The organism is Methanosarcina vacuolata Z-761 (assembly GCF_000969905.1).
GTDB lineage: Archaea > Halobacteriota > Methanosarcinia > Methanosarcinales > Methanosarcinaceae > Methanosarcina > Methanosarcina vacuolata.
Genome location: NZ_CP009520.1, coordinates 1,919,694 through 1,932,720, shown reverse-complemented (window position 1 = coordinate 1,932,720; position 13,027 = coordinate 1,919,694). Strand labels below are relative to the sequence as shown.

Genomic DNA, 13,027 nt, shown 5'->3' with positions numbered 1-13,027 from the left:
TTACTTATGAAAAGATATACTGTAACACTCACTGAAGACGAACGCAAAGATCTTTGTGAACTTATCTCAAAGGGTAAACAAAATTCACAAAAAATTCTCAATGCTCTAATCTTACTCAATTGCGATAAAGGTGAATGTAATGTCAACCATTCAACCAACGAAGAAATCTCCCGTATCCTGAACATCAGTATGAGAAAAATTGATCGTGTAAAAAGGCGCTTTGTTGAAGACGGTCTTGAAATTGCCCTTAATGGAAAAAACAGAAATCGGATTTATACTAAAAAAGTTGATGGTGATTTTGAAGCCCATTTAGTTGCATTGAGTTGCAGTGAACCTCCTGAAGGTTTTGCAAGATGGTCTTTGAGGTTGTTAGCTGATAAAGTTATAGAGCTTGGCTATATCGAAAGCATTTCTCACGAAACAATACGTCATATATTAAAAAAACGAAATTAAACCCTGGCAAAAGAAAGAATGGGTAATTCCTCCTGAACAGAACAGTAGTTTTGTTGCAAATATGGAAATGGTTCTGGACGTTTATAAACGTCCATTTGATCCGTTAAATCCTGTCATATGTATGGACGAATCTCCAAAACAACTGATTGCAGAAACCATAATTCCTATCCCCTGTTCATCTGGAAAAACAGCCAGATATGATTACGAATACAAACGTTGTGGAGTGTGCAATATATTTCTTGCCTGTGAACCGTTAGCAGGAAAACGAATGGTAAATATTACTGAAAGAAAAACCAAGCAAGATTGGGCGTATTTTCGGGAAAAAATCGCACTTCAACGTGAAAATGCAAATAAAATTACGCTGATAATGGACAATCAAATACTCATGTCCCTGGATCTCTCTATGAAGCATTTCCACCAGCTAAAGCAAAGGCACTGTGGGATAGGTTTGAGTTTGTGTACACACCAAAACATGGAAGTTGGTTGAACATAGCAGAGATTGAGTTGAACGTGCTTTCAGGTCAATGTTTAAAAAGAAGAATGGATAACATCGAGCTTGTTAGAAAAGAAGTATTGGCATGGCAAAATTACAGAAACAACAAAAATTCAAAGGTTAACTGGCAATTCACAACAGATGATGCAAGGATAAAATTATCATGTCTTTATCCGACAATTGAAGATTGACTCGACACTAGTATCTGAGCAATTTAGTTATGGATCACTATAATTAAGAATGGGACTAAGGATGAAATGTTGTCTAGGTATTAAGGCATCATAACTAAGTTGCCATGACACTATTAGTTGTATATGATTTTTTCGTGGGGTCATTACTCTGTATTATAATAAGTTGCAGTTATTCTACTCTCGTATAGGCTCTCCATAATCCTGGAAACGTTATTCCATTTACTTCAAAACAAATTCATTAGAATAAATTGTCTTCGTTTCACCTAGGTCAATCGGTCTTTTCCAAGGTTCATTCTCGACGTTTTCTGATTTCACTGTGAACAAACTGTAGTGGAATACAAATCTGTATTTACCTCGCTTAATTATCTCAGGTTCGAATGGTTCAGTCACTGTCTTGAGTGAGCATATTTGCTGGTTCCACTCGTAAAGAAGGTCAGAGTGGGGTTTAAGCTCCGTTACGTCACCAATAGGTCGTTCATAAAGTATTACTTGACAAACCTCTTTTCCTTCTTCAATCACTGGCAGACGAAAGTCCACACTTTGCCAACCATTGCTTTGAGACTTTTCAATCTCCCAGAAGACTAGATCGCGCTGAGGGTAGCCTATATACCAAATAGGATCATCTAGGTTGTTTGTTACTTTTAGCTTGACCATTTCGCCGTGGACATATTGCGTCTTGTCTGTGATCATGGAAATTGACTGAGACGTAGAAGAGGAGGTAGTCGTACTTTCTGTCGATGATGAACATCCAGACGAGAGCAGGAACGCACCGAGAAGGATCATTTGTAGAATTCCTAAAATAACTACTTTTTTCATATATCTTCTATAGTTTTTTTATCATATTATGGTATCTGGCGTTCAATTTGTATTTGATTAGAGTTATATTCATTAAGATCATCCCAAAAGTAATATTATTAAGACTTACGCAGTTGAACTGAAAAATCAATAGCATCAGACTGTTAACCGTCTAAAAAATGATTTCAATCTACAGTATTTTCCTTGATTGATTTTGTCCTCAAGTGCGTAAGTCCTATAAAATTACAGCCGAAAGCACATTTTTAAAAAGAGCTTTCAGTATTGTACAATAAAAATTAAAACTAAGAGATATTATAATGATTTTAGTTATGCAACACTGTGAACCTGAGAATATAGATAAACCCGACCTTCCGCAGATGTCTTGAAAAAAAGAACATTTTTCCGACTATCGTTTTTGTTCTTTTACTTAATAATTTACAATTATTATCTCAACTAAAACTTCCGGAAATATAGGTTAGAATCTTTCAATGAAGCTTGAATAAGCAGGGTAATTTTCAGAAAAAACGATATCGAAAAAAATAGTGAAAATTGAATGGACATCTGCGAAAAGTCAGATAAACGACTGATAAACTCAAATTGCAAATTATAAGCAGACAAAGGTGATGGAAAAGCAATCGGTTTCAGCCAAAAAAGAAAAGTTAAACTTACTTAGTAATTCTTGTCCATTCCGTCTTTTTCCGTTTATTATAACGAAAGAAATGAACCAATAAAGTAATATAAAGACACAAAACGTAGCTTTACTCAAATTCAGTGTTCATGCCCGTGTTCACAAACCGAACCCTCAATCTGCTCTCCTTTAAACCTGATATAAGTCTCATTGATAGAATCCAGGCATTTTGTGCAGACATTTACCTTTTTTCTTATAACTCCTTTTGAAAAATCGGGAATCTGAATTTCCACAGGGTAAACCCTGCCTTTTTTACCGCACAGGACGCATTTGTTTCGCCTGCAGGAGATTTCGTTTTTGTCGATGCTTAAATAGGTCTCCTGGGAGGAATCCAGGCAGGTCTCACAGAGCCCTTTCCAGACACCCTCAGGATAGGCGAATTTGAGGCGGGAGCGGAAAACCCGGACAGGAATTACGGCCGGGATCGCTTTTCCGCAAAGATCACAATCTGTCATGTCTCATATCTCCTTAGATCAGTACCTTTGCTGCTTCCATTGCCCACTGCAAGAAGGGTTCAGGCCATAGGCCCATTGCAAACACGCCGGCTGTTGCAAGCAGGAGGGCTGCTGCATATGGGAAAGGCAGGCCGATCTTTTTGCCTTCAGGGGGAAGGAAGTACATGTACCTTACAAGCCGTGCATAATAGAACAATGAAAGGGCACTGTTCAGGATTGCAATTACCGCAAGCCAGGTCATACCTGCCTGAATGGCTGAAGAGAAGAGCACGAACTTGGCCATGAAACCGGAAGTCAGTGGAATGCCTGCAAGGGCAAAGACGAAAACCGTCATGCAAAGAGCTACTAGCGGCATTCTCTTCCCAAGGCCCCTAAAGTTGTCCAGGTGGTCTGGAACCTGAAGGTCCCCTGTCCTTTGAGTAGTTATCATCCAGACAACTGCGCCGGCTGCGATAAATGCCCCTCCTTTCATAAAGGCATGGGCAAGGGTATAGAAAATTCCACCTGTAAGAGCCATTGGGGTCATTACCACAAAAGCCATTGCAATATACCCTGCCTGGGCCAGAGAAGAGTAAGCAAGCATACGTTTCACGCTGGTCTGAGAGACTGCAACCACGTTTCCGAAGGTCATGGTTACGACTGCCAGAATTGTAAAAGCTAACTGCCAGTCAGGCTGGAGTGCAGCAAGCGCCAGGATGAAAACCCTGAAAGCCGCCACAAAACCCATTTTCTTCGACCCGGCTGCAAGAAGGGAGGAGACAACTGAAGGAGAACCCTGATAGGTATCCGGAGCCCACATATGAAAAGGTACAAGAGCCATCTTGAAGCCAAAACCTGCAATGAGCAGCACAACTGCAACAAGCCCGATAGGGTTTTCTGCCAGGAGGGAGGCATTTTCAGCAATCATTGGAATGCTGGTAGTGCCCGTTGCCCCATACACAAAAGATATCCCAAAAAGCATAAGCGCTGAAGAAACTGCACCCATCATAAAGTACTTCATGGCTCCTTCGAGGGACACTTGGTTCTGTTTCTCAAAACCTGCAAGGGCATAGGTAGCAAAGCTTGCCAGCTCAAAGGCACAGAAGAGCAGGATAAAGTCATTTGAGGAGGCAACAACCATCATCCCGAGGGTTGCAAAAAGCACCAGGGAATAAAACTCTTCGGTATGGTCACTGTTTTCATTATACTTAATTGAAGCAACCGAAACAATCAGTGCAACTGCCAGGAAGACCAGTTTGAAGAACTGGGAAAGGGCATCAATGCTGACAGTGCCAGAGAACATCGTAGCTTCAATCCCGAAACTCTGGATTGTCAGAACCAGAGCTGCAAGGACTCCCAGAGTTGCCAGGTAACCAAGAATATTCTTGGTCCTGGGGGACATGAAGACCCCTATAAACAGTATAATCAGACCGGTTGCAGCGACTACAATTTCAGGTGCGAGAAGCATTAAATTTTCCATTTTTTACACCCCCAGGGCAGCCGCGAGGCTTACTATTGCTTTCGAATTCGTAATCATCATATTAAGCACAGGATTCGGGTTCAGGCCGAAATAAAGCACAAGAAGGGCAATTATTCCCATCGAAAAGACCTGAAGAGAATCGATGTCCCTGACATCCCCGAACTTCTCGCTATAAACTCCGAACATTGCCCTCTGCATTGCCCATAGATTGTAACCTGCAGTAATCACTATTGACAGAAGGGCAAGCAAGACAAATCCAGGCAGGTTGACGTAGCTGAAGGCCAGCACCAGGAACTCGGCAATAAAGCCGGTAAGTCCTGGCAGGCCAAGGGATGCCATAAAACCGAGCATCATAAGTACAGCCAGCATTGGCATCTTCTTTGCAAGCCCGCCAAGATTGTTGATTATCCTTGTCCCCGTGCTTGTCTGGATCGCTCCTGCGGACATGAACATGATACTCATTATAAGCCCGTGGGAAAACTGCTGGAACATAGCTCCTGAAACCGAAAGGGTAACAAGGCCTGCCGAACCCAGTAAAACATATCCCATGTGGCTTAAACTGGAATAAGCGATCATACGCTTGAGGTCTTTCTGCCTCAGAGCTACAAGAGCTCCATAAAGAATGCTGAAAGCTCCAAGGAAACCCAGCATGGTAATCATAAGCTCAGGGTTGCCAGTATTCGGGAGCATTGGAAGTGAGATCCTGAAAAGCCCGTATCCTCCTATTTTGAGCAGAATAAAGAGTACACTGCCTGCGGTCGGGGCTTCGGTATAAGCATCCGGAAGCCAGGAGTGGAAGGGGAAAATCGGCAGCTTTGCCAGGAACCCGAAAATGATGGAGAGAAAGATTGCATCCCTTAACAGGCCGGACCCTAAGAACTGGAACTGTGCAACAAGTGTCCTTATATCAAAGGTGGGGACCCCGGTCTGCTGCCAGGAGGCATAGAAGAGCCCGAAGATCCCAAGAAGCATTACCAGAGAGGCAACATGCGTGTAGATAAAGAACTTATAAGACGCATGGGCCCTCTTTTCTCCTCCCCAGATGTTTACCATGAAGAAAAGAGGGATCAGGGTAAGTTCCCAGAATACATAAAAGACCACGAAATCAAGGGATACGAAGACTCCTATAACTGCAGCCTGCATGGTAAGAATCAAACCATAAAACCGGTTAGGAGATTCCCTGTCTTCCTTCCAGCTATAAAGGATCAGGAACGGGATAACTATTGCATTCAGGAGGATAAGGGGCAGGGAAACGCCGTCAATCCCAACTGAATATTTAACTCCCAGCAAGGGGATCCAGTCTATCGATTCAAAGAACTGCATGACAGCCGTACTGCTGTCAAAGTTCAGGTAGGCATACAGGGTAAGGCCAAGAGTTGCAATGGACCCTAAAAAAGCCAGGCCTGCAGCCTGATCTTTCGTTTTTGTGAAAAAGGTAACTGCTGCAAAAATCAGCGGCACCAGAATCAACAGTGATGCGACCGGCAGCATCAGAGTACCTCCATAATTAACTTAACAAGTATTATTAGCAGGCTGACACCCACAACTACTGCAATTGCATAAGTCTGAACAACTCCGGTCTGAACTCTCCTGAGCTCCTCACTTACACCTACTGTAAGAATTCCGATTCCTTCCACGATACTGTCAATGATCACATCAAGCACCTGTGAAAGGAAAGCAATGACTCCGTATACGATTCCAAGCGAGAAGAATTCAGTATAGATTTCATGCTGGTAATAGCGCTTGTAGAGCAGCCTGTAAACCGGGTTCTTCATGGAAGCAAGCGGCCCGAATTTAATTATCCTCAGATAATAGATCACAAAAGCAACTGCAAGACCTGCAACGGCAACTATCATCGGAAGCCACTGGACAAAGAGAGATTCGCTCCCTGCTGCCCCTACAAGCTCATTTCGACCTAAGGCTGCAAGGCTTCCTATGTCAAGATTCACGAAGCTGTTTGCAAATGTTTCTTCAAGGAAATCCATGAACCCTGTTTTTGTCAGCCCCCCAAACACTAGGGAAAAGATTGCCAGAATTGAAAGTGGTATTGTCATAATAGCGGGAGATTCATGTCCATGGTAGTCACTTTTCGGCTTCCCTGTAAAGGTCATGAAGATCAGCCTGAAGATGTAAATTGACGTGAGAAGTGCAGCCGCAATTGAGAATGCATAGGGGATCCAGTTGTTGCTGTGTTCTCCAAAGAGATAGGCAGCCTCAATAATCGCATCCTTTGAGAAAAAACCGCTTGTCCCTATTGAGGTCCCGGGTATTCCGAAACCTGCCAGAGCCAGGGCTGCAATTGCCATAGTGGCAGCCGTAACTGGCATTACCTTTCTTACGCCTCCGAGTTCCCTCATGTCCTGGGTGCCTACTGCGTGGATTACGCTGCCTGCACAGAGGAAAAGAAGGGCCTTAAAGAAAGCATGGTTGATCAGGTGGAAGAGAGAAATGCCTACTGCTTCAAGCCCGATTGCCGAACCGAGGCCAAGGCCAAGCATCATGTAACCGAGCTGGCTTATGGTCGAGTAAGCAAGCACGCGCTTGAGGTCGTTCATTACGATTCCCATCGTGCCTGCAAAGAGCGCGGTAAAACCTCCAAGGTAAGCAACTACCATGAGGGTATCAGGGGCTGCAATAAACATGGGGAAGGTTCTTGCGACCAGATAGACACCGGCAGTAACCATTGTTGCGGCATGGATAAGGGCCGAAACGGTTGTCGGACCTTCCATTGCGTCAGGAAGCCATACATGCAGAGGGAACTGGCCGGACTTTCCTACGGCCCCTCCAAAGAGGAGCAGGGTGATGATGGTAAGGTGGCTTACTTCAAAGCCGAAAATGTTTGAATGAAAGGCAGAAAGCTGCGGGATATAACTGAAGATTTCGTCAAAACGGAGCAGGTATGTCCCTTCCTGGAATCCGCCTGCAAGTTTCAGGAGGTCGGAGGTCAGTACAATTATCCCGGTAAGGAACATCACATCTCCTATCCTGGTTGTCAGGAAAGCCTTCTTGGCAGCCGCTGCAGCCGAGGGCCTTTCGAACCAGAAGCCAATTAAGAGATAGGAACACAGCCCTACAAGTTCCCAGGAAACAAAGAGCTGAAGGATGTTGTCCGAAAGCACCAGGGAAAGCATTGCTGCGGTAAAGAGTGCGGTTTCTGCAAAATACCTGGCTTCTCCCGGGTCACCTGACATATAGCTAACTGCATAGATATGGATCAGCAGGCTCACAAAAGAGACCATTGACAGCATTACTGCGGCCAGGGGATCAATCAACACTCCTATATTGAGCATTGCAAACCAGGGATAAGACTGACTTATAACCTCTTCTGGGTTTGCCAGCAGCCTGAGAGTAATCATTAAAGAGATTACGAAGGAAGCGGCAATTGCCAGTATAGGGACAATGGCACCACCTGCTGGCATTTTCCTGCCGAAGAAGAAGGTGATTACAAAAGCCAGTGCCGGAAGCAGAGGAATTAAAAATGCGAATTCTTCCAGAGCCGTTTTTACCACCTCAGGATCTTGAGCTCATTAAGGTTGATCTTATCGTGCATTCTATAGATTGCCATGAGGATTGCAAACCCGACTGCTGCTTCGGCAGCTGCAAGGGCAATTGAGAATATGGCGAAAACCTGCCCGTTCAGGGTATCCGTGTAGCTGGAGAAAGCCACCAGGTTCAGGTTTGCAGAGTTGAGCATGAGCTCAATGCACATAATCATCCTGATACCGTTTTTATGTGTCATTACGCCATAGAGTCCTATTGAAAACAGCAGGGCTGCAAGCCCGAGGTAAAAGATTAAAGGAATCATTGGTTTCTCTCCCCTTTTGCCAGGTAAAAGTTTAGAGTCATCGGTTGCCCTCCCCTTTTGCCAGGTAAATCGCTCCTATGAGGGAGGCAAGCAGGACGATTGAAAGGACTTCAAAAGGCGCTACATAATGAGTAAAGATCAGCATTCCAATGCCCTCTATATTACTCTGGTCAGCCTGGTTTTGGGGGAGTTCGGAAACCGTGTTCCAGGAAGTTCCAAAAGCCCCGATTACCACAATAGCTGTAAAGAGCAAAACTACGAGAAAGGCTAAAGGCCGGTTAATCCTCACCGGGTCCACCTCCTATCTCGTGCTTTGTCAGCATAACCGCAAAGAGAATGAGAACTCCGATTGCTCCGATGTAAACCAGTACCTGAATGATTCCCAGGAACTGGGCATTCAAAAGGATGTAGAGAGCTGCAATTCCAAACATGCACATGATCAGGGCAAGCCCGGCCCGGACAATATCTTTTGCAGTTACTACGAAGACTGCAAAGAATACTGTAGAGATGGCAAGAACCCAGAAGACAGCCATTTTCAGGGCTTCTCCCATTGTTTCGAGTCCGATCATTTCTCGTCACCTTCCTCAATATCGACTTCCCTTGCAAGTTTTTCAGGGGTCATGAGCAGGTCTTTGTGCTTCCATTTAACGAGACCTTTAGCGTATTCCTTGCCGCTGGAAAGCGCTTCTTTCGGGCACTGGTCGATACATAGCCCGCAGAAAAGACAGTGTCCGATGTCAATCTGAGGGAACCAGCGTTGTTTTGTGCTGCCTGGTGCAATCGGAGCTTTTACGATCTTGATTGCGGCATTGGGGCATGTATTGGCACAGATGCCACAGCCTATGCATTTACTTTTATCGAGTATCTGAAGCCCCCTGAACCGGTCGGAAAGCTCGCTTTGTTTTTCCGGGTACATCCTGGTTACGGGAGGCCTTGTGATGTTTCTAATTGCGTATTTAATGTTTTTAAGGACCATAATTTCACGCCCCCAGGTAGAGTCCGAGCCCTACAGCCCAGACAAGGTTTAAAAGGGCAAGAGGAAGCAATTTTTTCCAGCTCAGGTCAACAACCTGGTCAATCCTGAACCTCGGGACAGCCCATCTGAGCCCTATAATTACCATAAGTACAAAGACAACTTTTACAATGAGGAAGCCTGTTGGAGCAATAATGCCAAAGAAAGAGTTGTTTGCAATAAAGCCTGGTACGTTCCAGCCGCCGAGGAAGAGAAGGGCTACAAGGAAAGAACCAAGGATCATGTGGATGTATTCGGCAAAGAAACCCAGCCCGAAACGCATTCCACAGTATTCCGTAATCCACCCTGCTATCAGTTCTTCTTCGGACTCGTTCTGGTCAAAGGGGAGTCTTCCCATATCAGCCATTAGTGATACAAAGAATACAAAACATCCCAGGGGCTGCAGGAAAATATTCCAGCGCAGGCCCTGTGCAGTCGAAATGTCTACGATATTAAGCGAACCTGTCATAGCAGCTACACTTATGACAGTTATTCCAAGAGGTACTTCATATCCTACCATTCGTGCAAAGTTTCGAAAAGCCCCAAGCAGGGAGTATTTGTTATTCGAGCCGTAAGCCACCATGAAAATTCCGAAAATGGATAATGCGGACACCGCTTCGATGTAAAGCACGCTGATGTCCATCTGGGTGACCGCAAGCGTGTATTCGACCCCATTAATAAAGACCGCGCCCACAGGAAGGGCGACAAGCATAAGAAAAACCGAACCAAGCATGAAAATATTAGCATTATTAAAAAGTAAACTGTCAGCATTCAGCGGCTTTAAGTCTTCTTTCGTAAAAAGCTTGATTGCATCGGCTACAAGCTGCAAGAGCCCATATTTTCCTACGCGGCAGGGCCCCATCCTTGTCTGGATGTCAGCAGAAAGCTTCCGTTCAAGCCAGACAGCTCCCATTGCTCCGACGAAAATAATTCCAATCAGAACAAGGCCAAATATTCCTCTGATCCAGGGAATTAAAGGGGTTATATATTCAGGAATTACTACTGTCATCAGAATCACCTGTCCGCTTCACTGGTACACCCGTCCATGCTGCCTGAGATTGCTGCTACATCTGCAACAGTCGTGCCTATTATAAGGGGAGGCAGAGCTTGCAGGGTAGGATAGTAGGGGCCTCTAATCTTTACTCTGTATGGCTTGTCCGAACCGTCGGAAATCATGTACATTCCCATTTCCCCTCTTGGGTCTTCCACCCTGTAGAACACCTCACCGGCAGGAACTCTCATTACAGGGGTTCTCCTGCCGTACAGGGAACCTTCGGGGAAGAGAGGGCCGCTGGGAATCTGGTCGAAACACTGTTCCAGGATATAGATACTTTCCCGGATCTCATTAAGTCTGACCTGGACTCTTGCAAAACAGTCTCCTGCAGTTTCAGTGCAGACTTTGAAGTCAAGGTCTTTATAAACCAGATAAGGTTCATTTTTCCGGATATCGAAAGGTACACCGGTTGCACGCAAAGCAGGCCCTGAAACCCCAAGGTTCTTTGCGACATCAGCAGTCAGGACGCCAACTCCGACAGTTCTTTCCCTGTAGATCCTGTCCGTGTGGAACATTTCCTCAAAATCGTCAACTGATTTTTTGAGTTTGTTGAGGACAGAGATTGCTTTTTCTTTAAACCCATCCGGAAGGTCGTCGCGTACTCCTCCGAACTTGAGATAGCTGTGAGTAATTCTGGCTCCCGTGATCATATCAATCAGGCTCAGGACTTCTTCTCGTTCCCTTACCGTGTACATGAACATGGAAACAAAACCAATGAATTCTCCAAACTCGCCCATACCCAGCAGATGGCTCTGAATTCTTGTAAGCTCGTCAAGAATAACCCGGATATATTGAGACCTTTCAGGCGGTTCGATGCCAAGTAATTTCTCGGTACAGCCTACAAAACATTCTTCGTTTACAAGAGCCACAAGATAGCAGATCCTGTCCACGATTGTTATTCCCTGGAGGTAAGTCTTATTCTCCAGAATCTTTTCAATACCTTTATGAATGAAACCCAGTTCTATGTCAGCATCCACTACTGTTTCCCCTTTTAACCTCAGGTTTAGCCTGAAGGGGCCGGGCTGCATGGGATGCTGAGGGCCCAGGTGTACGATCATCTCATCTGGTTCAAGCCGTTCTTCCATTTTTCACCCTCACACCAGGTTTCTGGCCGTCTTATTCGGAAAGCCCTCGTAATCTTTCCTGAGGGGCCATTCTCCAAGCATATCTTCGGGAAGTACAAGTGGCTTCAGGTTAGGGTGGTTTTTGAATAGAATCCCGAAAAGCTCGTAAGTTTCCCTTTCATACCAGTTTGCATTCCAGTACACCGATACAACGGATTCGATTTCCGGACTTTCTCTCGGAAGCCTGGCCTTAAGCGTCAGAACCACAGGATGATTATATGATGCTATATGATAGACTACCTCAAACTCATTCCTTTTTATGTAGTCCACCCCGCAGACTGAGCAGAGGTGGTCAAATTGAAGGGAATCCTTAAGGTACTGGCAAACTTCTTTCACCTTCTCCCTGCCCACATATGCCCTGGCACGGATTTCGGACTCGGCTGCGGCTTCGGAGATTGCCTCAGGAAATGTGCCTGTTAATAACTTGAGAATTTCTGTGACATCCATAATTTTCCCTCAAATAACTCTGAAATTTCAGAAGAACCTCAGTAACCTTAATACTCCGAGCCCAGGTCTTTTTTGGCTTTGATTTTTTCCTGTAGTTCCACAAATCCCTGAAGCATTGCTTCTGGCCTTGGAGGACACCCTGGGACAAAGACATCGATTGGAAATATCTCATCAATATTCTGGACAGTACTATATGACTCATAGAATGGGCCGCCACTAATTGAACAGTCTCCAAAAGCGATGACCCATTTAGGAGAAGGCATCTGTTCCCAGAGTCTTTTTAAAGCAGGCAGGTATTTCTTTGTCACGTAGCCGCTTATGAGCATAACATCAGCCTGCCTTGGAGAGTTTCTCGGAATAATTCCAAAGCGGTCCGTATCATAGTGGGCACAGCCCATTGCAATCATCTCGACTCCGCAACAGCCCATTGGCTGGGTCATAAACCATAGCGAATTTTTCCTACCCCAGTTAATAAAGTCCTGAACCTTAGTTTTCTTGAGAAAATCACTGATCGCATTGCCTGTTGTTGTAAGAACTCCAGGAATTTCTTCTTCCGAGGTCTCATAGGGTTTACTCGTTTTTTTCTCCTTCACTTCACCCATGTAAGGGCCCCCTTTTTCCAGAGATAAATGTATCCGAAGAGCAGTATAAAAATAAAGGCAAACATCTCAACCACTGCAAGAGAGGTGATCCCATGCCCCTTATAGACCGTAACCCATGGGTAAAGAAAAAGCACCTCTATATCAAAGAGCACAAATGCAATTGCATAAAGATAATACTCAACATTGAACTGGATCCTTGCAGTTCCTGTGGGAACCGAACCCGACTCATATGTCGTGTATTTGCCGGCTGCCTTGCTCCTCGGGCTCAGTTGCTTTACCATAAACATTGTCATTGGAGGCATAACAAGTGCCACGACAAGGAATATTGCAACTGGTATGTAGCTATCAATTATTTCAGACATTAATATCACCTGTTAAAGTGCAGCAACCTGAATCAAAGTGCAGCAACCTGAATTAAGTGCAACAACCTGAATTAAGTGCAGCAACCT

The 13,027-nt window shown here is 44.8% G+C and carries 14 protein-coding genes and 1 pseudogene; 1 reads left to right on the top strand and 14 read right to left on the bottom strand.

What is annotated here, in order from left to right:
- The first annotated feature begins 6 nt into the window (after positions 1–6).
- Positions 7–1,137: pseudogene (locus MSVAZ_RS19460) on the top strand (IS630 family transposase).
- Positions 1,138–1,356: 219 nt separating this feature from the next.
- On the opposite strand, the gene MSVAZ_RS08090 reads toward MSVAZ_RS19460, so the two are convergent.
- From MSVAZ_RS08090 to fpoA, 14 genes are all read right to left on the bottom strand, one after another.
- On the bottom strand, positions 1,357–1,953 hold the full coding sequence (locus MSVAZ_RS08090) for a hypothetical protein (protein ID WP_048120056.1): 597 nt from the start codon (positions 1,951–1,953) through the stop codon (positions 1,357–1,359).
- A gap of 747 nt (positions 1,954–2,700) precedes the next feature.
- On the bottom strand, positions 2,701–3,075 hold the full coding sequence (locus MSVAZ_RS08085) for a F420H2 dehydrogenase subunit FpoO (RefSeq protein ID WP_048120054.1): 375 nt from the start codon (positions 3,073–3,075) through the stop codon (positions 2,701–2,703).
- Between the two features lie 13 nt (positions 3,076–3,088).
- The gene (gene fpoN / locus MSVAZ_RS08080; RefSeq protein WP_048120052.1) at positions 3,089–4,534 is read right to left on the bottom strand and encodes a F(420)H(2) dehydrogenase subunit N; all 1,446 of its coding nucleotides are present in this window, start codon (positions 4,532–4,534) and stop codon (positions 3,089–3,091) included.
- Positions 4,535–4,537: 3 nt separating this feature from the next.
- The gene (fpoM, locus tag MSVAZ_RS08075) at positions 4,538–6,025 is read right to left on the bottom strand and encodes a F(420)H(2) dehydrogenase subunit M (protein ID WP_048120050.1); all 1,488 of its coding nucleotides are present in this window, start codon (positions 6,023–6,025) and stop codon (positions 4,538–4,540) included.
- Positions 6,025–8,043 carry a F420H2 dehydrogenase subunit FpoL gene (fpoL, locus tag MSVAZ_RS08070; protein WP_048120048.1) on the bottom strand — a complete coding sequence of 673 codons (2,019 nt, stop codon included), beginning with the start codon at positions 8,041–8,043 and terminating at the stop codon, positions 6,025–6,027. Before fpoL ends, fpoM begins: the two co-directional genes overlap by 1 nt.
- Positions 8,037–8,339 (bottom strand): F420H2 dehydrogenase subunit FpoK, encoded by a 303-nt coding sequence (gene fpoK / locus MSVAZ_RS08065; RefSeq protein ID WP_048120046.1) that lies wholly within the window; start codon positions 8,337–8,339, stop codon positions 8,037–8,039. Before fpoK ends, fpoL begins: the two co-directional genes overlap by 7 nt.
- 37 nt (positions 8,340–8,376) lie before the next feature.
- Positions 8,377–8,628, bottom strand: a complete 252-nt coding sequence (fpoJ, locus tag MSVAZ_RS21535; protein ID WP_048120044.1) for a F420H2 dehydrogenase subunit FpoJ — start codon at positions 8,626–8,628, stop codon at positions 8,377–8,379.
- The gene (locus MSVAZ_RS21530) at positions 8,618–8,908 is read right to left on the bottom strand and encodes an NADH-quinone oxidoreductase subunit J (protein ID WP_048120042.1); all 291 of its coding nucleotides are present in this window, start codon (positions 8,906–8,908) and stop codon (positions 8,618–8,620) included. The genes fpoJ and MSVAZ_RS21530 overlap by 11 nt, the downstream gene beginning before the upstream one ends.
- Positions 8,905–9,315, bottom strand: coding sequence for a F420H2 dehydrogenase subunit FpoI (gene fpoI / locus MSVAZ_RS08050; protein ID WP_048120040.1), 411 nt, complete (start codon positions 9,313–9,315; stop codon positions 8,905–8,907). The genes MSVAZ_RS21530 and fpoI overlap by 4 nt, the downstream gene beginning before the upstream one ends.
- A gap of 4 nt (positions 9,316–9,319) precedes the next feature.
- Entirely contained in the window at positions 9,320–10,360 is a 1,041-nt protein-coding gene (fpoH, locus tag MSVAZ_RS08045) for a F420H2 dehydrogenase subunit FpoH (RefSeq protein ID WP_048120038.1), read from the bottom strand.
- 5 nt (positions 10,361–10,365) lie between these two features.
- Positions 10,366–11,490, bottom strand: coding sequence for a F420H2 dehydrogenase subunit FpoD (gene fpoD / locus MSVAZ_RS08040; protein WP_048120036.1), 1,125 nt, complete (start codon positions 11,488–11,490; stop codon positions 10,366–10,368).
- A 9-nt stretch (positions 11,491–11,499) separates the two neighbouring features.
- Positions 11,500–11,976 (bottom strand): F420H2 dehydrogenase subunit FpoC, encoded by a 477-nt coding sequence (gene fpoC / locus MSVAZ_RS08035; protein ID WP_048120033.1) that lies wholly within the window; start codon positions 11,974–11,976, stop codon positions 11,500–11,502.
- Between the two features lie 47 nt (positions 11,977–12,023).
- Positions 12,024–12,578, bottom strand: coding sequence for a F(420)H(2) dehydrogenase subunit B (gene fpoB, locus MSVAZ_RS08030; RefSeq protein WP_048120031.1), 555 nt, complete (start codon positions 12,576–12,578; stop codon positions 12,024–12,026).
- Positions 12,566–12,940 carry a F420H2 dehydrogenase subunit FpoA gene (fpoA, locus tag MSVAZ_RS08025; RefSeq protein WP_048123805.1) on the bottom strand — a complete coding sequence of 125 codons (375 nt, stop codon included), beginning with the start codon at positions 12,938–12,940 and terminating at the stop codon, positions 12,566–12,568. The genes fpoB and fpoA overlap by 13 nt, the downstream gene beginning before the upstream one ends.
- Between the last annotated feature and the right edge of the window lie 87 nt (positions 12,941–13,027).